This window comes from Gordonia malaquae (assembly GCF_037148075.1).
GTDB classification, from domain to species: domain Bacteria; phylum Actinomycetota; class Actinomycetes; order Mycobacteriales; family Mycobacteriaceae; genus Gordonia; species Gordonia malaquae.
The window spans coordinates 169,348-192,759 of record NZ_JBBCUB010000004.1; the positions used below are offsets into that span (position 1 = coordinate 169,348).

The following is a 23,412-nucleotide window of genomic DNA, read 5'->3' on the forward strand; positions in this document are numbered from 1 at the left end:
GCTGAGAACCGTATCTTAGGCTTGTCCCATGGATCCGACCGTCGACCCCGATGCCGCCGCGATCGCCGCGGCAGCCACCATCGCCGCCGAGACCGACTGCACCCGACACGACGTGGCGGTGGTGCTCGGGTCCGGATGGGCGCCGGCCGCCGACGCGATAGGGACGCCGGTCACCGAGATCCCGATGGTCCGCGTACCCGGCTTCACACCACCGTCTGCACAGGGTCACGCAGGTGTCATCCGGTCGGTACAACTCGAAGGCGTCCGGGTGCTCGTCCTCCTGGGGCGCACACACGCGTACGAGGGCCACGACCTGGCCCGGGTCGTCCATCCAGTCCGAACCGCTGCCGCGGCGGGTGCCCACACCGTCGTCCTGACGAATGCTGCGGGCGGCATCGCTCCGGGGCTGTCCGTCGGTCAGCCAGTGCTCATCTCCGACCACCTCAATCTGACCGGTCGCTCACCGCTGCGCGGCGCGCACTTCGTGAACATGGTCGACGCGTACCGGCCGTCGCTGCGCGAGATCGCTCGGCGAGTGGATCCCGACCTCGTCGACGGCGTGTACGCGGGGCTGCCCGGCCCGCAGTACGAGACGCCCGCCGAGATCCGCATGCTGGCGACGATGGGCGCCGACCTCGTCGGCATGTCGACGGTCCACGAGACGATCGCCGCCCGTGCCGCGGGCGTCGACGTCCTGGGTCTGTCGCTGGTGACAAATCTCGCCGCGGGCATCACCGGTGAGGCGCTCGATCACGCCGAGGTGCTCGCCGTGGGCCGGGAGTCGGCCACGCGGATGGGCGCACTGCTCCGCTCGGTGATCTCCGAGATCGCCTGATGCTGTCGTTCGGGACCGCCGGTCTGCGCGGTCCGGTGCGCGACGGTCCCGACGGCATGAATGTGGAGAACGTCGTGCGTGCGACCGCCGGCCTCGCCGCATGGCTCGTCGACAATGGCGACGCCGGACGGACCGTTGTGGTCGGCCGCGATGCCCGCCACGGGTCCGAGGCGTTCGCCGACTCCGCGCGCGAGGTGTTCGCGGGTGCCGGGTTCGATGTCGTCGGCCTGCCCGAGCCCGGCCCGACGCCCCTCGTCGCGTTCGCCTGCCGTGCGTTGGACGCAGCGGCGGGCGTCATGATCACCGCGTCGCACAATCCGCCCGCCGACAACGGCTACAAGGTGTACCTCGATGGAGGTGCACAGCTCATCAGCCCGGACGACCGGGACATCGAAGCCGCGATCGGCGCGGTCGATCCCTCATCCGTCCGGCGCACGACGCCGGTCGACGATGGCCGCGGCGGCCGGATCCGCGACGACTATCTAGCACGGCTCGCCGCCCGATTCCCTCGCTCTGACGGTCCGCCGGTGCGAATCGCGCTCACCGCGATGCACGGAGTCGGCGGCGCGCTTGCCGTCGAGGCACTTGCCCACGCCGGCTTCACCGACGTCCATACGGTGCCCGAGCAGTTCGCCCCCGACCCGGACTTCCCCACCGTCGCGTTCCCCAATCCGGAGGAACCCGGAGCGACCGACCTCCTGCTCGCCACCGGCCGCCGCGTGGACGCCGATCTCCTCATCGCCCTCGATCCGGATGCGGACCGGTGCGCGGTCGGGGTCCGAGACGGCGACAGTTGGCGCATGCTGACCGGCGACGAGACCGGCGCCCTGCTCGGCGATGCGATCATGCAGGCTGCCCCCTCGGGTTCGGTGGTCGCCAGTTCGATCGTGTCGGGAACGCTGATGCACACGATCGCCGTGTCGCGAGGCTTTGACGCGCGCCGCACCCTCACCGGGTTCAAATGGCTGGTCCGCGCCGGTGAACCACTCGTCTACGCGTACGAGGAAGCGCTCGGGCACTGCGTGGATCCCGACGCCGTCCGAGACAAGGACGGCGTCGGGGCGACAGTCGCGTGCGCGTTGATCGCCCGAGCCTGGCAGGATCGCGGCGGATTGTCGGCGGCACTGGACACCCTGATGGCCCGACACGGGGTCCACGTGACCAGCCAACAGTCGGTTCGCTTCGACGACGCCGCCGAGGGTGCGGCACTACTGCGTCGGTTACGTGAACGACCCCCGACCGCAGTCGGCGGCTTCACGATGACGGTCGCCGACTACGCCGACCGAACTGACGGACTGCGGACGGACGGCCTTGAACTGGTCGGGAGCGACGACGCAGGCGGAACGCTGCGCGTGATGGTGCGCCCGAGCGGCACCGAACCCAAGATCAAGTTCTACGGCCAGGTGACCCGGCCTGCCGACATCGATACCGTGAGGGCAGTCCGCGACCGCGCGGCCGCCACCTTGCAACGCGCAGTCGACAGTGTGCTGGACGCGTCACGCACCGAGGAGTCGAACCGATGACCTACCCGCCGAACGGGCAGTTCCCGAACCAGTATCCGACGAATCCGCCCGAGCCTCCTCGGTCGCAGTGGTCGTCCCCCGCTGTGGTGGCCGCGGTGATCGCCGGCGTCGTGGTCCTGGCAGGCGGTGTCATCGCCGCGGTGTACTTCGCCAAGAGCGACAACTCCGATACCGCGGGACCCACATCCTCCTCGACCGTCCAGCAGGGGCCCGTATCGCAGTCGACGGTGACGGTCACCGGGACGCCGGACGTGACGACCACCTACACGCCGTCGCCGGCCACCACCACACAGACCCACGACGCACCCACCGTGATCGGCGCCGACCGGCAGGGATTCACATCGATCAGCGCGGCACGATGCAACGCCGACGACGACGCCGTGTTCGTCGGCTACACCGCACGCTCGCACGTCGTGATCTGCCAGGTCGGTTCGGACACCTCACGCCTGTACTACAAGGGCTACGCGGAAGGCGACTCGATCGAGGTCGGGTATCCGAGCCGGTCGGGCGACACCTTCGACGCGCAGAACGGCAGCACCGTCTACCGTGTGTCGCCGTCCGCGTTGACAATCCTCGTACCCGGCGACAGTCCCACCGTCGAGCCCATGATCAGTTCCTGGGTGAACTGACCCTCCGCACCCGCCACGCAGCGACGGTGGCCACCGCCATCACCGCGGCGACCGGCCACAGCGCCGACACGCCCCACGCGACGTAGAGCAGCGCACCGAGCAGCGAGCCCGCGGCCAACGCCGACCACATGCCGAGATAGCGGACCCACCTCCACCGGGGACCGCCGAGCAACGCCGCACCGACCTGTTGGGCCGCTTTGACAAGCGTCCCGGTCATGTACGTCAGCCCGATCGACACTTCGCCGTCCCGCAGGAACGTCGCGTTCATGACGCCCATCGCGACTGCGACCCCGAGGATCGGCGGGACTGCCGACGACATGACACTCAGCGCGGCCGAAGCGGCCACCAACAGAGTCGACGCCGCCAGGACGGTGACGCGGCCGTCGCGCACTCGGGAGAGCAGTGCGCCGATGACGCCGCCGACGAAGAACAGCACGATCAGACCGACCGCACGCCCGGCATCGGCCCAGCGCAGGTCGACGGCTTCCGCCGACATGCGCGTGGTGTTGCCGCTCATGAACGAGACGAAGTACCCGCCGAGGTGCAAGAATCCGATCGCGTCGAGGCTTCCCGCTACGGCGGCCAGCACGAGTGCCAGGGCCACCTCGCGGCCACGTGCAGACTGCACCGAGTCAGCGGGGGCCGAACTGGCGGTCGCCTGCGTCGCCGAGTCCCGGCACGATGAACGAGTCCTCGTTGAGATGCTCGTCGATCGCGCCGATCACCAGGCGCAGGCCGCGGTGCGCGGACCCCTGCAGTGCGGCGACGCCTTCCGGAGCGCCGACGACACACACCGCGGTGAGGTCGGTGGCACCGCGTTCGGCGAGCAGGTCGAGCGTGTGGATCAGCGAACCTCCGGTCGCGAGCATCGGGTCGAGCACGTAGACGGGCTGGCCGGACAGGTCCGCGGGCAATGACGCGAGGTACTCGACGGGCTGCGCGGTCTCCTCGTCGCGTCCGACACCGACGAATCCGATCCTGGCGTCGGGCAGCACCGCCAGCGCCGATTCGAGCATGCCCAGACCCGCACGAAGGACCGGCACGAACATCGGTGGCGTCGAGACGCGTGCTCCGGGCGCGACGGCGACCGGCGTCTGGACGTCGATCTCATCGACGTCCACGTCGGCGAACGCCTCGTAAACCAGCATCTGCGACAGGCGGGCGAGCGCGCTGCGGAACGCCGTGTTGTCGGTGGCCTGGTCTCGCAAGATCGACAGCCAGGCACGGGTCAGCGGATGGTCGACGACGCGCACATGCACGCCGTCGTCGGAAGCCGAAGTCATGCGCAGATCTTATGCCGGGCCCGATCACCTCGGGCGGTAGAAGCCCTCGAAGGTCTGCCCGGCGTTGGTCGTCCGCAGAGGCGTGACACCCACCGGATCGCCTCCGGTCTCGACGAACTGGTTGTTCCCGATGTACATCGCGACGTGACCGGACCAGACTGCGAGATCACCCGGCATCAGTTCAGACTGCGACACTTGGACGCCCGCGAGGTCCTGATCCTGCGCGAGTCGCGGCAGATCGAGTCCGGCCTGTCGATACGCCCATTGGGTGAATCCGCTGCAGTCGAAACCGTCGGTGGTGGTGCCTCCCCACACGTACGGGGTGCCTTGGACACTCAATGCCGCCCTCACGGCACGTGCGGCACGTTCGTTCGGCGCCTGCACCACGGTCCCGTCGGGCAGCACGACCTGCGTCCCCGTTCCGCCGACCGAGGTCGGCCCGGCGCCTCGCGGACTGACCTCAGCGGGCGCCCGATGCCGCTCCAGCGCCGCCGTGTCGTCAGCCAGTTCAGTCTGCGCCCGCCTGACCACCGCGACTCCACGCTCGATGTGGTCGAGCGCGAGCGGAACCAATGCGGCGAGCCCGGCAGGAGTCGCGACGGACCCGAGCGCACCGGCGGCCGCGACGAAGGAGTCCACAAGTCCGTTCAGTTCGGTGTTCGCCGCTTTGACGTGCGCGGCCGCCGCTGCGATGACGGTGGCGACATCGGCGCCGTCGTCTCCGACGGTGCGGTCGGTCTGCGCCAGGACCCGTACTCTGGCCGCCGCCGCGTCAGCGCCGGTCCCCCGCCATCGCGCCGACGTCGCCGTCATCGTCCGCTCGGACTGGTCGGCAGCCGCTCCGAGGGTCTGTGTCGACTGAGCCAGCGCTGCGGTGGCCCCCGTGGGAAGGTCACCGGTGCCCAGCGTTGCGATCAGCACCTTCAGCGGCGCGATGAGCACGTCGGCGATCATGCCGTCACCTTCTTGGCACCGTCGGCGTCACAGCAGGTGTACGCGCAGCAGGCCGCCGTGGTTCCGACCGACGTGTTCGTGTGTGCCGTCGACAATGCGTCGAGCTTCCTTGTCCGTTGCACCGTCACGTCGGCGAGGGCGGCGAGGAATCCGGCGCCGATCAGTCCGAAGACCGGCGCCAATGCGCCGGTGTCGAGCCGTTCGGCGTCGGCCTGGTCACGAACCCGGTCGGCGGCGCCCCGCTGCGCGTCGGCGACCGTGCGTAGTGCGGTCTGGTCAACTGTCACTGCCTTCATACTCAGTTGGACGCACAGAATCAGCGTTCGGTTCCACGGTGTCCGGCGTGTCGCGTCAACCGAATGTGAACGTGAACCAGGAGACGCCAGGCGAGACGTCGAAGGTGAGCAGCCGGCTTCGGGGACCGCCGTCTGTCAGCCGATACAGGCGAGGGACGCCGTCGACGTCGATCACCCGGTCGGGACGTCCGTCCTGGTGCACCACTACCCGGCCGCTGCCGCCGAGAACCGCGTTCACGTCGTCGGCTGTGCTCGCCAGCCGGATCCGAGCCTCGGCCCGAGCCGTGACCGACTCGTCCCCGACGTCGAATCGACCGGAGAGCCCGTACGTATCGTCGGGTTGTCGCGCCGCGAGCGAGAAGTCGTTCGGCCCGTTGGTGAGGTCAGGCGATCCCGCGTAGACGCCACTCGCGCGCGTCGACGACAGGTACATCTCCGGTGACACGGCGCTGGACGGCGCCGACGTGTCGGCCGTGTTCACCGGCGCGGGCAGAACCGCACCGGGCGACGCCGCGCGCAGCAGGTCCCGGATGCCGTTCTCGACCTCGCGATAACGCCCCTCCCCGAAGTTCGCGGCGCGGATCCGACCCGTGGCGTCGATCAGGTACTTGGCGGGCCAGTAGCGATTGCCAAACGCCTGCCAGATCGCGTAGTCGTTGTCCTGCACCACCGGATAGTCGATGCGCTCGGCCCCGATGGCCGACGCCACGTTGCCCGAGTCCTTCTCGAACGCGAACTCCGGAGTGTGCACACCGACCACGACCAATCCGGCGCTCCGATACGCGTCGTACCACTGTCGAACGTGCGGGCCGTCGCGCAGACAGTTGATGCACGAGTAGGTCCAGAAGTCGACGAGGACAACTCGTCCACGCAGGTCGGAAGCAGTCAACGGCCGACCGTCAGCGGTGTTGAACCATCGCCCACCGCCGTCGAACCCGGGTGCCGCGCCGCAGTCGGCGAGACCGTCTGCCTCCCCGCGGCACGCGGCGTCGCCGGAGTTCGAGCGACCGAGCGCGTCGTTCACGGCATCAGAGTTGGAGAGCGCACGATCGGCGGCCGCCGTGTAACTGGGAAGTGCCGCTTGCAGACGGGCCGGGGCGTCCACCACCAGTGCCGCAGCGAGTCCGATGAGCACCACGCCGCCGACGATTCGGAAGGTGCGCTGACGACTGCGATACGCCGCGAGCCTCCTCGATAGGGATGCCCCGGCAGCGGCGAACACCGCGAGCGGGAGCGCCGCGCCGATCGCGAAGGCCACCGTCAACACCACTGTCCGCCAACCGATCTGACCGGTGGCACCGGCCACCGAGATCGCAGCCAGGACCGGACCGGCACACGGCACGTACAGCGTTCCGAGCCCGATGCCGAGCAGGTACGGCGCGAAGCGTCCACCTCGCCCTGCGGAGGTGAACGCAGGCATCCGCGCGAACGGCCGCTCCAACAGATGGGACACCTGCGGCACGATCAGCCCGACACCGATCAGGATCAACAGGACGATGCCCGTCCACCGCAACACCGAATCCGGCAGCCCGAGTGCGCTGAGGATCAGTGTGCCGAGCAGCGAGATGATGCTGAAACTGGTGACGATTCCGGCGATGATCGCGGGAGTCCGCCATCGATTCGGGGGATCCTCTGCGTCGTCGGACACCGCCGATCGCGATCCGCCGGTCACAAAAACGATCGGCAGCATCGGCAGCACACACGGTGACACTCCTGTCACCAGCCCGCCTGCCAACCCGACCAGAATCACCGTCAGCACGACACTCTCCTCACTGACCACGCCGCAGTCGGACGCTCGTCATCAGTGATTCGTCACCGTGCCCCGCAGGGATCGGTCGTCATCGCATCGGGATCGTCACCACCATCGGCGACGACGGCTGGTGGGAGCCTGCCATCGGTTCGACGGACAGGCCGATGTCGCCCGGTCGATCCATGTCGGCCATCACGACCGACGTGTCGCCCGCACCGCTGCGGACAACTCCCGCGCTCTTCTTCCGACCCCCGACGGTGATCCACACCTGATATCCCATCTCGGGCTCGGTCGCGGGGAGGTCGGCGACCGTCACGACGGTGGCACGCATCGACGGCGCGTACATCGCGGCGATGGTGCCGTCGCCGACCGTTCCGGTGGCCTTCTCCATGTCGGGGGCGGCAAGAACCTGCCGCATCGTGTCGTCGTGCAGCACGATCGGAGGCGCGTCCCCGGCGCGGTTCGAGGACCACACCGCGGCACCGATCCCTCCCCCCACGACGACAAGTCCCACAGCGGCTGCGACCATCAATCGCTTGGCGCGTCGGTCGTGCCTGGGCTTCGGCGAGTGCGTCGCGGCCAACACCGCCGACCGCAGGCGTTCAGGCACCGGTTCGACGTCGGTGGACATCATCGCCGCGGCTTCACGCAGGTTGTCGAGTTCCGCGCCGCAGCTCGGGCAGTCGTCGACGTGGCGGAGGAGTCGTCGGCGTTCCACGTCGTCGACGGCGTCGACCGCCAGGGCGCCCAATGCGTCGAGCGGATGTTCGTCCGTGGTCATCACAGGCCTCCCATGCAGGTCCGGAGCCGTTGCAGGCCGTCGCGGATACGAGTCTTGACAGTCGCCGGGTTCACGGCGAGGACGGCGGCGACCTCGGCGTATGTTCGGCCGCCGAAGTACGCGAGGTCGATCGCTTCTCGCTGTCGGCCGGTGAGCCCGTCGAGGCAGCGACGGACGCGGCGTGTCTCGTCGCGGTCGACCGCCGCCTCGCTCACCGTGTCATGACCGGACGGACGTGCCGCCTCGTACGCGATGTCTCTGCGGTTCGCCGCCGAGTCGTGGCGCACCGTGTCGACTGCGCGCCTATGGACAAGGGTCGTGACCCACGCCGTCGCCGATCCGCGACTGCGATCGAACGACGCCGCATCGCGCCACACCTGAAGCCACGCGTCCTGAACCACCTCTTCGGCCAACGACGCGCTGGCGACCACTCTCCGCGCCAGCGCCAGATTGCGCGGCGCGAGCGCGTCGAAGAGGGCCGCATACGCCTCTCGGTCGCCTGCCGCCACCGCCTCGAGCAGTTCCTCGGGCTGAACTTCCACAGTTCTCACACCCTCGATTCGTCGCGAGCCCGTCCAGAGATTGGTCGTGGATCAGAACCAATCCTTCGCCTCGGCCGTCGCGAATCGGTGAATGAGGGGCGCGATCGGCGCGTCCACACATCGAAAGGCACGACATGTCGACCACCAGCTCGATCTCCCCCCGCACCGTCGCCGGAGCAGTTCTCGCCGGAGCCGCCTCCCTCGCCCTGCTCACCGCCTGCGGAGACGACTCCTCATCCAATGAGTCGCCGACGAGCGGGATGACACAGCCGATGTCGTCGACCATGATGATGCCGCCGCCGATGTCGTCCGACCCGAAGATGTCGCCCGAGATGACAAGCTCTGAGATGTCTCCGCAGGTCACAAGCCCTGCAATGACACCGGGCATGACCATGGACCACTGATCGGTCACGTTGTCGTCACGCGTTCCAGAGTCCGTTTCGGGCCACTGACCAGGGTGCGTGCAGCGGGATCGACAGAACATGACTACGCTCTGTGATCATGGCCGGAGACATTGTCCCCATCGAACTCGGACTCACCGAAGGCAACCTGTTCACACTGTGGGCCCCACGCTGGCGCGAGGGCGACGACGAGTGGGAGGCGTTCCTCGGTCTCGACGAGGATCTGTACGCTCTCGACTCCGTCGCCGAGCTCGCCGCATTCGTGCGCGGTGACGACGACAACGACCTCGCCGATCATCCCGCGTGGGAGACGATCAAGCAGCTCCAGGCCGACGAACTGGTGCCCGACGACCGTCACTCCTACGACCTCGTCGGCGTGCCGGAGCTCGCCGCAGAGGACCCGCGTGCCGAGGTGGTCGCCGAGCTCGAAGACGCACTCGAGATCGTGCGGATCATCGGCGAGGTCTGCGAGCTGACCCCGATCACGAAGGTGTTCACCGGCAACCCCATCCTCGGCGCCGTCACCGTCGGCACCGACAACTTCGCCGGACGTGACGGCGTTGACCTGTGGGTCCGCATCGGCCGCATCATCGCGAAGAACTGGGACGACGTCCTCGACGCTCTCGACGAGGTCATCTCGCGCCCCAAGGTGGACGCCGCGGCTGTCGAAGAAGCCGAAGAGGAGCTCGCCGCAGCTGCGTCGGCCGAAGACGAGGACGAGCCGGAAGACGAAGACGGCATCGACTCGATCGACGACGAGGACGAAGAGGCTGACGACGACGAAGGCGAAGACGACGATGATCTCGTCGACGAGGACGACTTCTGGGCGGCCGTCGGCATCGACCCGATCCGCATCTACACCGATGAGGGCGAGTTCCTGACTCTGCGCTGCTATCTCGGCGACGATCCGCTGTTCCTCGGTTCGAAGGGCAAGATCTTCGGCTTCGGCTCCGAGCGCGCACTGACCCGCTTCCTCGCTGACGGCAAGGGCCACGACCTGGCGAAGCTCTCCACCTTCGCTGATGTCCGGAGCGCCGCCGAGACCGCGGAGATCGAGTACCAGGTGCTCCCGGAGAACGTGTATTCGTTGCAGGGCATCGACGAGGACATCCTCGATGGTCCGCGCCGCGTCGACTCCAAGCAGCTCGATCTCGCGGTCGAACTGCTCACCGACGCCGCGGACTACGCGGGGATCGACACCGTGGGTGAGGAACTCGCGTCGACCACGCCCCTCGGCTGGTTCGTCGACTACACGATCAACCCGGACCCCAAGCGCCTCGCTCCGTCGGGCCCGTTCGACAACGAGGCCGAAGTGTGGCGCGCCCTCGTCGTCGACTTCGAGGACCGTCTCACCAAGCGCGGCTAGCATTTCCGACGCTTAAGGGGCGATTCGGTGTCACCTGGTGACACCGAATCGCCCCTTAGTGCGTCATCCGTCGAATCGCTGCGACTTCAACCTCGCGAAACCCGGCTTGATGACGCCGTCGATGAGGGCGATCCGTTCGTCGAACGGCAGGAAGGCCGACTTCATGGCGTTGACCGTGAAACGTTCGAAGTCGGCCCAGTCGTAGCCGAACTGCCGGTGCAGGAGCATGAACTCCCGACTCATCGACGTGTCGCTCATCAGCCGGTTGTCGGTGTTCACGGTGACGCGGAACCGGAGTCGGGCCAGCACGTCGAACGGGTGGTCGGCGAGGGACGCGACGGCGCCTGTCTGCACGTTGCTGCTCGGGCACAGTTCGAGGGGGATCCGCTTGTCGCGGACGTAGTGCGCGACTCTGCCGAGCGTCGCTCCGTCGACGGGTCGACCGGGAGACACTCCGCCGCCGGGCAGTGTCACGTCGTCCATCACTCGTACGCCGTGACCGAGGCGCTCCGCTCCGCAGAACGCGATCGCCTCGTGGATCGACGGCAGCCCGAACGCCTCACCTGCGTGGATGGTGAAATGTGCACACTCGCCGCGCAGGTACTCGAAGGCGTCCAGGTGGCGGCTTGGCGGGAATCCGGCCTCGGCGCCCGCGATGTCGAACCCGGCGACGCCTCGGTCGCGGTAGGTCACGGCGAGTTCGGCGATCTCGCGGGATCTGGCCGCATGCCGCATCGCGGTCACCAGACACCGCACGACAATCGGCCGACCCTGTGCGCGAGCCTCGTCGGCGCCCTCGGTGAACCCCGCGAGCACTGCCTCCATCACGTCGTCCAGGCTCAGGCCCTTCTCCACGTGGAGTTCGGGTGCGAACCGGACCTCTGCGTAGACGACCCCGTCTGTCGACAGATCTTCCACACACTCCCGCGCGACACGAGTCAACGCCGACGCCGTCTGCATCACACCGACGGTGTGCGCAAACGTCTCCAGGTAGGTCTCCAGTGACCCGCTGTTCGCAGCCGTCGCGAACCAGGTCGCCAGTGCGTCCGCGTCGTCGGCGGGAAGAGCGCCGTACCCGGTCTCATGAGCGAGTTCCAGTACGGTAGCCGGGCGGAGACCGCCGTCGAGGTGATCGTGCAGAAGGACCTTCGGCGCCGTGCGGCACTGCTCCTCGGTGATCATGCTTCGACCGTATCCGCGTTCGCCCGACCGCGCTCGCGGAGCGGATCGACCATTAGGGTCGACGACACCCTCTCGTCACTGCGAATTCGCTTGAGGTCATTAGATTCTCGATCCATGAAACGTCGTCTCGCCGCGGCCGCAGCCGCCGCCTCCGTAGTTTTCGGCGCTGTCGCCGTCGGACCTGTCCACGCCGTCGATTCCAAGCATTCGATAGATCTGCAGTCTCACCGTGGCGGACGAGGCGAACACACCGAGGAGTCCCTGTACGGCTTCGCGAAGTCACTGGAACTAGGCGTGAGCACTCTCGAACTCGACGTCGTGCTGACGAAGGACACCGTTCCGCTCGTATGGCACGACCCGTCGATCCAGGCCGACAAGTGCGTCGACACAGTTCCCGCGTGGCCGGGCGACAAGCAGTTCCCCTACGTGGGCAAGGACGTCCACGACCTGACCTACCGCCAGGTGCAGACGCTTGTCTGCGACAAGAAGCTGGTCGGCTTCCCCTCCGCCAAGCAAGTGATCGGCAACCGGATCGCGACGCTGCCGCAAGTCTTCGACCTCGCCTCCCGCTACCGCGGGAACAAGGTCCGGTTCAACATCGAGACCAAGATCGAAGCGGAGGAGCGGTCACGCAGCGCGAAGCCCGCCGTCTTCGTGTCGACGATTCTGCGCGAGGTCCGTCGCGCACACCTCGTCCGTCGAGTCGAGATCCAGAGCTTCGACTGGCGGAGCCTGCCGCTGGTCCGCGCGCAGGAGCCCTCGATCCCGCTGGTCGCCCTGTACGACGAGACGACATGGAAGCCCGGATCGCAGTGGCTCGGCTCGGTGCCGTACGGCCCGGATGTTGTCGCCGCCGCCGATGCCGCCGGGTACGACGTCCTGTCCCCCGCGTTCAAGCTGGTCGACCCGGGCCTGGTCGCCAGGGCGCACGCCGCAGGTCTCAGAGTGATCCCCTGGACGGTCAACGAGGTCTCCGACATCCGCAAGCAGCTCTCGTACGGCGTCGACGGCATCATCACCGACTACCCGACGCGCTTGCGCGGAGTCCTCGGGGACGAGGGATACCGACTGCCGAAGCCTGCCGTGCGGCGCTGACCTCGGCGCCCTCTCAAGGGCAGCCAGAGACGACGCGGTCGAGGACGAGCGAGCGGCGGGTCGGTTCGGCGTCCCCGATCACCGCGTCCCCGATCACTGCGGCCTCGGCCAGCGAGTCGAGAGCGGCGTCGAACCTCGATGCGTCATCGGTGTGCAACGTGAACAGCGTCTGCCCCGCCCGCACCCGCTCTCCGAGGCCCACGTGCCACTGAACACCCGCCGCGTACGACACCGCCTCCCCCGGACGCGAGCGACCCGCACCGAGACGCCACGCCGCGTGGCCGACTGCGAGAGCGTCCAACGAGACGAGCACGCCGTCCGAGCCTGCGCGGACCTCGTGGACGTGCCGCGGATCAGGCAGAGGCGCGTCGGGATCGCCTCCCTGTGCGGCGATCATCATCCGCCACTTGTCCATCGCGCGCCCGTTCTGCAGGTTCTCCGCCGGGTCCACGTCCCCCAGTCCGCCCGCGTCGAGCATCTCCCTCGCGAGGGCGAGAGTCAGTTCCACGACGTCAGACGGTCCGCCTCCGGCCAGCACCTCGACCGACTCCGCCACTTCCACGGCGTTGCCCGCCGAGCGACCGAGCGGCGTCGACATGTCGGTGAGCAGAGCCCGGGTGTCGACCCCGGCGTCGGCTCCCAACGAGACCATCGCCCGAGCCAACTCCCGCGCGTCGTCGACGGACGGCAGAAATGCGCCCGACCCCGACTTCACGTCCAGCACCAGCGCCCGCGTGCCTTCGGCGATCTTCTTGCTCATGATGCTGCTCGCGATCAGTGGAATGGACGCGACCGTCCCGGTGACGTCGCGCAGCGCGTACAGCTTCCGATCCGCCGGTGCGAGATCGGCTGTGGCCGCGCAGATCACGGCACCCACGTCGCGAAGTTGCGCCGTCATCTCGTCGACGCTCAACTCCGCCCGCCACCCGCGGATCGATTCGAGTTTGTCGAGCGTCCCACCGGTGTGGCCGAGTCCGCGGCCCGACAGTTGCGGAACCACGAGCCCGTACGACGCGACGAGTGGTGTCAGCGGCAGCGTGATCTTGTCTCCGACGCCGCCCGTCGAATGTTTGTCGACTGTCGGGAGGTCGCCGAGGTCGAGGCGGACGCCGGAGTCGATCATCGCGGCCGTCCAGTCCGCGGTCTCCCGTCGCCCCATGTCGTTGAGCACGATCGCCATCAACAACGACGACATCTGCTCGGGTGCGACGTCACCCGCGGTGAAGGCCTCGATGATCTCCGCGATCTGGGCCGTCGAGAGCTCCCGGCCGTCACGCTTGGCCTCGATGACGCCGATCGGGTCCATCACCGGCCCCGAACCGCGTCGAGGTGCGTCGGTCCGAACGCGTCCGGCAACAGCTCGCCGAGAGTCCGTGGACCCTCTGTTCCGTCGACGAGGAGCGACGGACCCCCGAACTCGAGGAGCACCTGTCTGCATCGCCCGCACGGCGTCAGCGGGGACCCGTGCGCGTCGACGACGGCGACAGCCGACAAAGCGCTTCCGGCGGGCCCGAGAACCCCCTGCGAAACACCGACTGAGACCAATGCCACCTCTGCGCAGACGCCGAGGCCGTATGAGACATTTTCCACATTGACTGAACTGATGATCTCGCCATCGAGAGTGATACCGGCCGCCCCGACCGGAAAGTGCGAGTAGGGCGCATAAGCCCTGGTCATCGCCGCGGTCGCGGCTCTGCGGAGCAGGTCGAACTCGATCTGGGTCACAATTCCCTCTTCCTGAACTCGCGGTAACAACAGGTAAGGCATGCCTAATGAAATTGCGGGAGGCTGATCACATTGTTCGGGCAATTCACGATAGGCCTCAGCTTAGGTTTAAAGTCAGGTGCGATGGGTCCCGCCGCGACGTCTCGCGTCGCCCGAGGTCCTCCACAATTATCGACGACTTTGGAGGCGTAGTTCCGCGATGAGCACCCCCACGGAGGTTGCACCCGCACCGGTGCGCAAACGATCTCTCTACAGAGGTGACCCAGGAATGTGGTCGTGGGTGTTGCACCGCATCACCGGCGTCTCCATCTTCTTCTTCCTCTTCGTTCACGTTCTCGACACCGCGGTCATCCGCGTCGACGCGAACGCGTACACCGAGATCATCGAGACCTACAAGACGCCGCTCATCGGCCTCATGGAGATCGGCCTCGTGTTCTGCGTGCTGTACCACGCACTGAACGGCGTCCGGATCATCCTCGTCGACTTCTGGTCGAAGGGACCCAAGTACCAGCGTCAGATGCTGTGGGCGATCCTCAGCATCTTCGCGATCGTGTTCATTGCAGCCGCCGCGCGCATGCTGCAGATCCTGATCACCCACGCACTGTAGGACCGAGGAGAAGACACCATGACTGAAGTCAAGACACTCGGCACCGACTACGACCGCCCCGCCAGCCTGGACAACCCGCGCAGCCCGCGGGCCCGCAAGGGCGGCAACTTCGAGAAGTACGCGTGGATGTTCATGCGATTCTCGGGCCTGGCGCTCATCATCCTCACGTTCGGCCACATGTTCATCATGCTGATGGTCGACGACGGCGTGCACCGCATCGATGCGGGCTTCGTCGCCGATCGCTGGAAGGAACCCTTCTGGCAGATCTGGGACCTCTGCATGCTGTGGCTCGCCCAGCTGCACGGCGCGAACGGCGTCCGCACCGTCATCGCCGACTACTCGCGCAAGGACAGCACCCGCTTCTGGCTGAACGCGCTGCTCGGCCTGTCGATGCTGCTCGTGCTGATCCTCGGCACGTACGCGATCCTCACCTTCGGCAACGCCGGCTAAGGAGATTTGACTACCCATGCAGGAACATCGCTATGACGTCGTCATCATCGGTGCAGGTGGCGCAGGCATGCGCGCGGCCATCGAGGCCGCGCCCCGCGCACGCACCGCGGTGCTGACGAAGCTCTACCCGACTCGCAGCCACACCGGCGCGGCTCAGGGCGGCATGTGCGCCGCTCTCGCCAACGTCGAGGAGGACAACTGGGAGTGGCACACCTTCGACACGGTCAAGGGCGGCGACTACATCGTCGACCAGGACGCCGCCGAGATCATGGCCAAGGAGGCCATCGACGCGGTGCTCGACCTGGAGAAGATGGGCCTGCCGTTCAACCGCACCCCGGAAGGCCGCATCGACCAGCGTCGATTCGGCGGTCACACCCGTGACCACGGCAAGGCTCCGGTGCGTCGCGCCTGCTACGCGGCCGACCGCACCGGCCACATGATCCTTCAGACGCTGTACCAGAATTGCGTCAAGCACGACGTCGAGTTCTTCAACGAGTTCTACGCACTCGACATCAACATGACGACCGACGAGAACGGCGAGCCCGTCGCCAACGGCGTCGTCGCCTACGAACTGTCGACCGGCGAGATCCACGTCTTCCACGCGAAGTCGATCGTGTTCGCCACCGGCGGCTCGGGTCGCATGTACAAGACGACGTCGAATGCCCACACCCTCACCGGTGACGGCATGGGCATCGTGTTCCGCAAGGGCCTTCCCCTGGAGGACATGGAGTTCCACCAGTTCCACCCGACAGGTCTCGCAGGCCTCGGCATTCTCATCTCGGAGGCTGTGCGCGGCGAGGGCGGCATCCTGCGTAACGCCGACGGCGAGCGCTTCATGGAGCGCTACGCCCCCACCATCAAGGACCTCGCACCGCGCGACATCGTCGCCCGCTCGATGGTTCTCGAGGTGCTCGAAGGCCGCGGCGCCGGTCCGAACAAGGACTACGTGTACATCGACGTCCGCCACCTCGGCGAAGACGTGCTCAACGAGAAGCTGCCGGACATCACCGAGTTCTCGCGCACCTACCTCGGTGTCGACCCGGTGACCGAACTGGTCCCGGTCTACCCGACCTGTCACTACGTGATGGGCGGCATCCCGACCACCATCACCGGCCAGGTGCTCAGCAACAACGAGCAGGTCGTCCACGGCCTGTTCGCCGCAGGCGAGTGCGCCTGCGTGTCGGTGCACGGCGCCAACCGCCTCGGCACCAACTCGCTGCTCGACATCAACGTCTTCGGTCGTCGTGCGGGCATCGCCGCCGCCGAGTACGCGAACTCCGCCGAGTTCACCGAACTCGAAGAGGCTCCGACCGCGATGGTCGACGAGTGGCTGGAAGGCCTACTGTCCGAGCACGGCAACGAGCGTGTCGCCGACATCCGCACCGAACTGCAGCAGCTCATGGACAACAACGCCTCGGTGTTCCGTACCGACGAGACGCTGACGAACGCCCTGAACGGCGTCCGCGAGCTCAAGGAGCGGTACAACCACATCCGCGTCCACGACAAGGGTCGTCGCTTCAACACCGACCTGCTCGAGGCCGTCGAGCTGGGCTTCCTGCTCGAGATGGCCGAGGTGACCGTCGCAGGTGCACTGAACCGCAAGGAGTCGCGCGGCGGGCACGCACGCGAGGACTACCCGGATCGTGACGACGCGAACTACATGGTCCACACCATGGCGTACAAGAAGGGCAAGGGCCTGCTCGCCGACATCGAACTCGACTACAAGCCCGTCGTCCAGACCCGCTACGAGCCGATGGAGCGTAAGTACTGATGACTGCCACTTTGGAGAATCCAGCAACGAGCGAGCCCGCACTGCCCCCGGTTCCGGCCGAGGCGACCATGGTCACGCTCAAGATCTTCCGGTTCAACCCGGAGGATCCCGACGCGCAGGGCTTTGAGAGCTTCCGCGTGCCGGCACTGCCGACCGACCGGCTGCTCAACCTGCTCCTCTACGTGAAGGGCTACCTCGACGGCTCGCTGACGTTCCGCCGCTCGTGCGCGCACGGCGTCTGCGGCAGTGACGCGATGCGCATCAACGGCGTGAACCGTCTCGCCTGCAAGCTCCTCATGAAGGATCTGCTGCCCAAGGACTCGTCGAAGGAGATCACCATCTCCATCGAGCCGATCAAGGGTCTTCCGGTGGAGAAGGACTTGGTCGTCAACATGGAGCCGTTCTTCGACGCGTTCCGTGCGATCAAGCCGTTCCTGATCACCTCGGGCAACGAGCCGACCGCGGAACGCCTGCAGAGCCAGGCCGACCGCGCCCGCTTCGACGACACCACCAAGTGCATCCTGTGTGCGTGCTGCACCACGAGCTGCCCGGTGTTCTGGAACGAGGGCTCGTACTTTGGTCCGGCCGCGATCGTGAACGCTCACCGCTTCATCTTCGACAGCCGTGACGAGGCGGCCGCCGAGCGTCTCGACATCCTGAACGACGTCGACGGTGTGTGGCGCTGCCGCACCACCTTCAACTGCACCGACGCGTGCCCCCGCGGCATCCAGGTGACGCAGGCGATCCAGGAAGTCAAGCGCGCACTGATGTTCTCGCGCTAGTTTCTCGCAGACCTTTCTCTGCAGCCCCGGAAGGGCCCCGACCATCAGGTCGGGGCCTTTCCGTTTCCCTCGAGCGACCGCTTCCCTACTGCTCCTTGACCGCGAACGTCATTCGAACCATCGCTTTTCCGGCACCCGAGGCGGCATTTCGGTGTGACGCACCGTACGCTCAGGCGGTCATGATCTCCCGCATCTCACGTGTGGGCGCGGCACTCGCCGTCGCCGCCGCCGCAGTCCTGTCCGCTCCCGTCTGCGTCTCCCATGCCGACCCGGTGGCCGGAATCGACGGTTACGTTCCTGCGCCCACGCCGGACACCGACGACTGCCCGCATCGAGTTCACACTCCCCCGGCGATCGACGAGTCGGAAGTGGTCCAGCCCGGCCAGACCACACCCACACCGTTGCCGGTGCCCACGCCCGCTGTCGGCGGCGCGAAACTGGCAGGGTGCGGCGTGGTGGCCGACCCGAAGGCCGGAGACGTCCCCGCGAACCTCACGAGTGCAGGATGGCTCATCGCGGACCTCGACACCGGGGCCGTCATCGCGGCGAAGGACCCGCACGGCCGCTACCGTCCGGCGTCCACCATCAAGACTCTGCTCGCCCTGACGGCGCTGAAAGAGCTGAATCTGGACACCGTGGTCACCGGTACCACTGACGACTACGGCGTCGAAGGCGATTCGTGCGGAATCGGCCCGGGCGGCACGTACACCGTCCGCGAACTGTTGACCGGACTGCTCATGGTGTCCGGCAACGACTGCGCCAATGCACTCGCGCGAGAGCTCGGCGGCCGCGAACAGGCACTCGGGAAGATGAACGCCGAAGCGAAGGCCATCGGCGCCGTCGACACGCGTGCGGCCAGCCCGTCCGGTCTGGATGCACCCGGTATGTCGACGTCGCCTTTCGACCTGGCGTTGATCTTCCGCGAGGCGATGCGCAACGCCGACTTCCGGCACATGATCTCGTTGACCGAGTTCAAGTTCCCCGGTTTCCCCGCTCTGAAGGACGTTCCGGGCGACAAGGCCCATCCGGGGTACATGATGGCGACGTCGAACGCTCTGCTCCGTGACGGGTATCCCGGCATGCTCGGCGGCAAGACGGGCTTCACCGATGACGCGCTGAAGACGTTCGTCGCGGGCGTCGAGCGGGACGGCAAGCGCCTGGTGATCGTTCAGATGGCGGGCCTGACCGTTGCAGGCGACACATACGTTCAGCAAGCGCAGCGCATGATCGACTACGGGTTTGCCGCACCCGCCGGAACCAGTGTGGGTTCGCTTGCCCACAGCGGAGACAACGCTCACTCGCCCTTCTCTCCGGCGCCCGAACCTGCGCCGGCGACATCCGACGAACTGTCACATATCGGTCGCAACGCACTGATCGTGGTCGCCATCGTGCTGGCAGCAGCGGCCGTCACAGGCGGCGCTGTGCTGCGGAAACGTGCCGCAGACTCCGGCACGGACTGACTGACGGCCCGGCGTCTCCGAGCCGCCGGACACCTGTTTTGTGCCAAACTATTCGATCGATCGATCGGTTCGTGCCTTCTCCCACCATGGCGGGCCATCGACCCGTTATCCCAGTGTTACGTTTCACAGACGTGTTGCGGCAGTGTCGCCACTCACTCTCCTCCCATTTCCACACGTCATCCGTTGAACGGAGCCCCGATGACTCACGCCCCTACGCGCCACCGCCTGGTGTCGCTCGCTGCCGCCGCCGCTGTTGCCGGCGCCGGACTGACCGCCGCCATCGCCGCGCCCACACAGGGCACCGCTGACGCTGCGGCCTGTGTCAATGAGCACTCGGTCAAGAAGACGCTGATCGTCAACTACGGCCTCACCAAGTCAGTCCCCGAGACGGTCGGCCAGGGCCAGCCGATCACCTACTCGCTCTCGGTGACTACAGACAGCATCGGCAACCCCTACGTCCAGGGCGTGTGGGACATCCCGCCGAAGGAACTGCAGAGCGTGAAGCCCACCGTCAAGATCAAGGCGTTCACGCTGATCGGCGGCATCCTGGGTGGCGGAGGCGCATTCGGCAAGCTGATCAACGAAGAGACCGTTCCGCCTGCCGAGGTGATCAAGGACGGAACCAGCTGGAAGATCAGCCACACGGGTTGGGCAGTCTTCTCGGGCCAGTCGTTCACCGCCGAGTTCACCTACAAGCCGCCGGCCAGCTACACCGCGGGCAAGCAGATCACCAGCGGTGGCGCCGCGTTCAAGGCGACACCCGCGCCGCCGCTCGGCTACCTCGAGCTCGGTCAGCTGACCGCATGCACCACCGTCCGCGCTCCCAATGCGGGCGAAGCCGTCCTCGGCAGCCTCGACTCGGCGGGCCTCGGCTCCGCTGAAGGACAGCTGTCCAGCACCGGTTCGCTCGTCGACATCATCCCCGGTCTGATCGGCGGCATCGGCGGCGGCGACAAGGAAGAGCCGAAGAAGTAGCCTTCAGTCGCAACAAACGAGCCCGTCCCACTTCCGTGGGACGGGCTCGTTTGTTGTTGTGGTGTCTCTCGTCAGCGACGGCGACGCGACGCGATGGCGCCGATCGCTGCTCCAATGCCCGCCGCAGTCAATATCTCTCGGGTTCGAGGAGCACTCGGAGCTTCGTAGACCGGGGCGAGGTACACCGGCCCCTTGTCCTGCTCCTCCTCGCCCTCCACCTCGTCAGCGGTGAGAAGGTCGGCGTGCTTCGGGTCGGACGCCGACCAGGCCGCTCCGTACAGAACGATCCGGGACGCGAGGTAGGCGAACACCATCACACCCAGGATCGGGCCGAAGGCCGCGCCCGCGGGACTGCTCAAGACCGACGACAGGTAGACGGCGCCCAACGACTTCAGCGCCTCGAAGGCGATCGCGATCGCGAGCGCCGACACCGCCACCGCCCGAACCGGGATCGTCTGCAACGGCATCTGCGACAGGACGACGATGAACAGCAACCACGTCGCGAGGACGGACACCACGATCGACGTGAGCCGCAGTAGGACACGGCCCCACTGGGTGTCGTCGATGCCGAGGAACTCGAGGACGGCGTCGCCGAGCGGTCCGGTGGTGAAGACTGTCAGTGCGATGGTCAGGACGAACAGCAGTCCCATTCCCACGAACATTCCGAGGTCGTACACCTTGCCGAGGACGGCATTGCGCTTCCGACGTCCACCCCACATCTCACTTAGGGCATTGCGGACCAGCGCCATCCAGCCGAGGCCGGTGAACGCCGCACTGACCAGACCCACCACGCCGACCGTGCGGCGCGAGGCGATCGCGGAGTCGATGACGTCGTTGAGCTGTTTGCCGAGCTCGCCCGGAACCTTGCGAAGCACCGCGTCGGTGATGTCGTCGATCACCTCGGGTTGTCGTGCGAGCACGAACGCGGCGATCGCGAACGAGACCATCAGGACCGGCACCAGCGACAGAATGCCGATGAAGCTGATCGCGGCGGCGTATGCGTTGCCGCGGCGAGCCGTGTAATGGTCGAGCATGCCCATCACGTGGGCAAGCAGCGGCCACCTCGCCTTCAGACGTTCCAGCAGGGCGGGCAGGTCGGCGACGAGCGCTTTGATCCGGTCCACACGTTCCTTCGGGTCGGTCAGCCCCGCGGAACGAAGCCGATCTTGTCGTACACGTCAGCGAGAGTCCCGGCGGCGATCTCACGAGCTCGTGCCGAGCCGTCCGCAAGAATCGAGTCGAGCTGTGCCGGGTCTGCCAGGATCTCGTCGACCTTGCCGCGCAGCGGCGAGACGAAGTCTGTGAGGATCTCGGCTGTCTCCACCTTCAGGTCACCGTAACCCTTGCCGTCGTACGACGCGACGATCTCGTCGATGCCACGCCCGGTGAGCGCCGACTGAATGGTGAGAAGGTTCGAGACGCCAGGCTTGTTCTCCCTGTCGAATGCGATGACGCGGTCGTTGTCGGTGACAGCCGACCGGATCTTCTTGGCCGACCGCTTCGGGTCGTCGAGGAGATTGATCAACCCGGCTTCGGAGTCGGCCGACTTGCTCATCTTGGCCGTCGGGTTCTGGAGGTCGTAGATCTTCGCGAACTCCTGCACGATGTGCGCCTTCGGCACCGTCAGCGCCTTGCCGAAGCGCTTGTTGAAGCGCTGAGCGAGATCACGTGTCAGTTCAAGATGCTGCCGCTGGTCCTCGCCGACCGGAACTTCGTCGACCTGGAACGCGAGAATGTCGGCGGCCATCAGGATCGGATAGGTGAACAGCCCGACACTCGCCGCGTCCTGGCCCGCCTTGGCGGACTTGTCCTTGAACTGCGTCATCCGACTGGCCTCGCCGAAGCCGGTGATGCAGGTCAGGATCCACGACAACTGTGTGATCTCCGGGACGTGCGACTGCACGTAGATCGTGGCGCGCGCCGGGTCGACGCCGACGGCCAACAACTGTGCGACGCTGCGACGGGTCCGCTCCCTGAGTTCTTTGGGGTCGTGCTGCACGGTGATCGCGTGCATGTCCGGGATGAAGTAGTACGCGTCGAAGTCGTTCTGGAGGTCGACCCACTGCTTGACCGCGCCGAGGTAGTTTCCGAGGTGGAACGAATCGCTTGTCGGCTGGATACCGGACAGGACGCGACGACGCGGTGCAGGTGCGGGGTTGGTCATGCTCACGATTGTTTCAGACGCGCTCAAGCCGATTTCCGATGCGTGACAGCCGACGCGTGTTCTGTGCCCGATCCTCTCTCCGACAACGGATTTGGGCCGTGCGGACGTTAGATTCCGGACATGACTCGGAGATTCACAGCCATGTCCCGCACCACGACCGTGATCGCCTCGGCGACTCTGATCGGCGCGGGCATCACCGGTGTCGCCGCCCAGACAGCGGGTGTCGCGAACGCAGCGGGTTGCGAGGCGTCGAGCCGTGCCACGAAGGACGCAGGTCTGGGGGTGACGCACACCTACGCCAAATCCGTCCCCCAGACGGCCGGAGCGGGCGCCAAAGTCACCTACACGATCGACGTGGGCACCACCGGTATCGGAAACCCGTACGTCCAGAGCGTCACCGACATCCCGCCGAAGGGGTTCGCGAAGCCGACTGCCGAGGCGACCGTGTATCACGTCGTCGGCGGACGCAAGACGGAGAAGGTTCCGGTGACCGCGGCGGGTTCGGGCTGGCAGGTCACCACGACCGGATGGTTCGTGAACGCCAGCAATCCCGCGACCGTCAAGTTCACGTACCCGATGCCCACGTTCAGTGTTCCCGGACTGTCCGTGACCAGCGGCGGCGCCGAGGTCACCGGAACTGTTGGCGTCAGCAACAAGCTTCCCGACCTCACCGCATGCTTCCTGACCCGCCCGATCTCCCCCGGAGAGGCGATCGGCAGTGTCGGCGACGACCTGTCGAGCAGCGGCTCAACTGAGCAGATCATCGAGAGCACCATCTCGAGCGTGATCAAGGGCATCATGGGCGGCATCGGCGGAGGTCTCGGCAGCTAGCCCACCGGCC

The 23,412-nt window shown here is 66.9% G+C and carries 25 protein-coding genes; 13 read left to right on the plus strand and 12 right to left on the minus strand.

Going from position 1 to position 23,412, the window contains the following annotated elements; genetic code table 11:
- The first annotated feature begins 28 nt into the window (after positions 1–28).
- The 3 genes from WFK36_RS15210 to WFK36_RS15220 are packed head-to-tail and all read left to right on the plus strand — an operon-like array spanning position 29 to position 2,987.
- Entirely contained in the window at positions 29–835 is an 807-nt protein-coding gene (locus WFK36_RS15210; protein WP_336792681.1) for a purine-nucleoside phosphorylase, read from the plus strand.
- Positions 835–2,358, plus strand: a complete 1,524-nt coding sequence (locus WFK36_RS15215) for a phospho-sugar mutase (protein WP_336792682.1) — start codon at positions 835–837, stop codon at positions 2,356–2,358. The genes WFK36_RS15210 and WFK36_RS15215 overlap by 1 nt, the downstream gene beginning before the upstream one ends.
- Positions 2,355–2,987, plus strand: a complete 633-nt coding sequence (locus tag WFK36_RS15220) for a hypothetical protein (protein ID WP_336792683.1) — start codon at positions 2,355–2,357, stop codon at positions 2,985–2,987. The genes WFK36_RS15215 and WFK36_RS15220 overlap by 4 nt, the downstream gene beginning before the upstream one ends.
- Here WFK36_RS15220 and WFK36_RS15225 read toward each other — a convergent pair.
- The 7 genes from WFK36_RS15225 to WFK36_RS15255 all read right to left on the minus strand — a co-directional run bounded on the left by WFK36_RS15225 (position 2,968) and on the right by WFK36_RS15255 (position 8,602).
- The gene (locus WFK36_RS15225; protein WP_336793079.1) at positions 2,968–3,591 is read right to left on the minus strand and encodes a YoaK family protein; all 624 of its coding nucleotides are present in this window, start codon (positions 3,589–3,591) and stop codon (positions 2,968–2,970) included. The genes WFK36_RS15220 and WFK36_RS15225 overlap by 20 nt on opposite strands.
- 28 nt (positions 3,592–3,619) lie before the next feature.
- Positions 3,620–4,270 carry a uracil phosphoribosyltransferase gene (gene upp, locus WFK36_RS15230; RefSeq protein ID WP_008379890.1) on the minus strand — a complete coding sequence of 217 codons (651 nt, stop codon included), beginning with the start codon at positions 4,268–4,270 and terminating at the stop codon, positions 3,620–3,622.
- Between the two features lie 24 nt (positions 4,271–4,294).
- Positions 4,295–5,224, minus strand: a complete 930-nt coding sequence (locus WFK36_RS15235) for a C40 family peptidase (RefSeq protein WP_008379893.1) — start codon at positions 5,222–5,224, stop codon at positions 4,295–4,297.
- Positions 5,221–5,511: a type VII secretion target gene (locus WFK36_RS15240; RefSeq protein ID WP_157436025.1), complete on the minus strand. Its 291-nt coding sequence runs from the start codon at positions 5,509–5,511 to the stop codon at positions 5,221–5,223. Before WFK36_RS15240 ends, WFK36_RS15235 begins: the two co-directional genes overlap by 4 nt.
- Before the next feature lie 64 nt (positions 5,512–5,575).
- Positions 5,576–7,279, minus strand: coding sequence for a cytochrome c biogenesis protein DipZ (locus WFK36_RS15245; protein WP_336792685.1), 1,704 nt, complete (start codon positions 7,277–7,279; stop codon positions 5,576–5,578).
- Positions 7,280–7,358: 79 nt separating this feature from the next.
- Positions 7,359–8,051, minus strand: coding sequence for an anti-sigma factor (locus tag WFK36_RS15250; RefSeq protein ID WP_336792686.1), 693 nt, complete (start codon positions 8,049–8,051; stop codon positions 7,359–7,361).
- Positions 8,051–8,602, minus strand: a complete 552-nt coding sequence (locus WFK36_RS15255) for a sigma-70 family RNA polymerase sigma factor (protein ID WP_336792688.1) — start codon at positions 8,600–8,602, stop codon at positions 8,051–8,053. Before WFK36_RS15255 ends, WFK36_RS15250 begins: the two co-directional genes overlap by 1 nt.
- A 125-nt stretch (positions 8,603–8,727) precedes the next feature.
- Here WFK36_RS15255 and WFK36_RS15260 point away from each other — a divergent pair, with 125 nt between their 5' ends.
- Positions 8,728–8,997 (plus strand): hypothetical protein, encoded by a 270-nt coding sequence (locus WFK36_RS15260; protein ID WP_336792690.1) that lies wholly within the window; start codon positions 8,728–8,730, stop codon positions 8,995–8,997.
- A 97-nt stretch (positions 8,998–9,094) separates the two neighbouring features.
- Positions 9,095–10,360 (plus strand): primosomal protein, encoded by a 1,266-nt coding sequence (locus WFK36_RS15265; RefSeq protein ID WP_336792692.1) that lies wholly within the window; start codon positions 9,095–9,097, stop codon positions 10,358–10,360.
- A gap of 63 nt (positions 10,361–10,423) precedes the next feature.
- Here the strand turns inward: WFK36_RS15265 and WFK36_RS15270 are convergent, their stop codons facing one another.
- Positions 10,424–11,542 (minus strand): adenosine deaminase, encoded by a 1,119-nt coding sequence (locus WFK36_RS15270; RefSeq protein ID WP_336792694.1) that lies wholly within the window; start codon positions 11,540–11,542, stop codon positions 10,424–10,426.
- 114 nt (positions 11,543–11,656) lie between these two features.
- Between WFK36_RS15270 and WFK36_RS15275 the strand changes: the two genes are divergently transcribed.
- Positions 11,657–12,637 (plus strand): glycerophosphodiester phosphodiesterase, encoded by a 981-nt coding sequence (locus WFK36_RS15275; RefSeq protein ID WP_336792695.1) that lies wholly within the window; start codon positions 11,657–11,659, stop codon positions 12,635–12,637.
- Positions 12,638–12,650: 13 nt separating this feature from the next.
- Here the strand turns inward: WFK36_RS15275 and WFK36_RS15280 are convergent, their stop codons facing one another.
- Positions 12,651–13,943, minus strand: coding sequence for a thymidine phosphorylase (locus WFK36_RS15280; RefSeq protein WP_336793081.1), 1,293 nt, complete (start codon positions 13,941–13,943; stop codon positions 12,651–12,653).
- Entirely contained in the window at positions 13,943–14,365 is a 423-nt protein-coding gene (locus WFK36_RS15285) for a cytidine deaminase (protein ID WP_040520545.1), read from the minus strand. The genes WFK36_RS15280 and WFK36_RS15285 overlap by 1 nt, the downstream gene beginning before the upstream one ends.
- Positions 14,366–14,561: 196 nt before the next feature.
- Between WFK36_RS15285 and sdhC the strand changes: the two genes are divergently transcribed.
- The 6 genes from sdhC (at position 14,562) to WFK36_RS15315 (ending at position 20,407) form a co-directional block, all read left to right on the plus strand.
- Positions 14,562–14,969 carry a succinate dehydrogenase, cytochrome b556 subunit gene (sdhC, locus tag WFK36_RS15290; protein WP_075051939.1) on the plus strand — a complete coding sequence of 136 codons (408 nt, stop codon included), beginning with the start codon at positions 14,562–14,564 and terminating at the stop codon, positions 14,967–14,969.
- Positions 14,970–14,987: 18 nt separating this feature from the next.
- A complete protein-coding gene (locus tag WFK36_RS15295) occupies positions 14,988–15,419 on the plus strand; it encodes a succinate dehydrogenase hydrophobic membrane anchor subunit (protein WP_008380871.1) in 432 nt (143 codons plus the stop codon).
- Between the two features lie 16 nt (positions 15,420–15,435).
- Positions 15,436–17,190 carry a succinate dehydrogenase flavoprotein subunit gene (gene sdhA, locus WFK36_RS15300; RefSeq protein WP_008380873.1) on the plus strand — a complete coding sequence of 585 codons (1,755 nt, stop codon included), beginning with the start codon at positions 15,436–15,438 and terminating at the stop codon, positions 17,188–17,190.
- Entirely contained in the window at positions 17,190–17,972 is a 783-nt protein-coding gene (locus WFK36_RS15305; protein WP_008380874.1) for a succinate dehydrogenase iron-sulfur subunit, read from the plus strand. Before sdhA ends, WFK36_RS15305 begins: the two co-directional genes overlap by 1 nt.
- Positions 17,973–18,151: 179 nt before the next feature.
- Entirely contained in the window at positions 18,152–19,432 is a 1,281-nt protein-coding gene (locus WFK36_RS15310) for a D-alanyl-D-alanine carboxypeptidase family protein (RefSeq protein WP_336792699.1), read from the plus strand.
- Between the two features lie 198 nt (positions 19,433–19,630).
- Positions 19,631–20,407, plus strand: coding sequence for a hypothetical protein (locus tag WFK36_RS15315; RefSeq protein WP_336792700.1), 777 nt, complete (start codon positions 19,631–19,633; stop codon positions 20,405–20,407).
- A gap of 71 nt (positions 20,408–20,478) precedes the next feature.
- Here the strand turns inward: WFK36_RS15315 and WFK36_RS15320 are convergent, their stop codons facing one another.
- Together WFK36_RS15320 and trpS are read right to left on the minus strand one after the other, a co-directional pair.
- The gene (locus WFK36_RS15320) at positions 20,479–21,531 is read right to left on the minus strand and encodes a YhjD/YihY/BrkB family envelope integrity protein (RefSeq protein WP_336792701.1); all 1,053 of its coding nucleotides are present in this window, start codon (positions 21,529–21,531) and stop codon (positions 20,479–20,481) included.
- Positions 21,532–21,548: 17 nt separating this feature from the next.
- Complete coding sequence (gene trpS / locus WFK36_RS15325; protein WP_336792702.1) at positions 21,549–22,571, minus strand: tryptophan--tRNA ligase; 1,023 nt, start codon at positions 22,569–22,571, stop codon at positions 21,549–21,551.
- Between the two features lie 141 nt (positions 22,572–22,712).
- Between trpS and WFK36_RS15330 the strand changes: the two genes are divergently transcribed.
- On the plus strand, positions 22,713–23,402 hold the full coding sequence (locus WFK36_RS15330) for a hypothetical protein (RefSeq protein WP_336792704.1): 690 nt from the start codon (positions 22,713–22,715) through the stop codon (positions 23,400–23,402).
- The last annotated feature ends 10 nt before the right edge of the window (positions 23,403–23,412 follow it).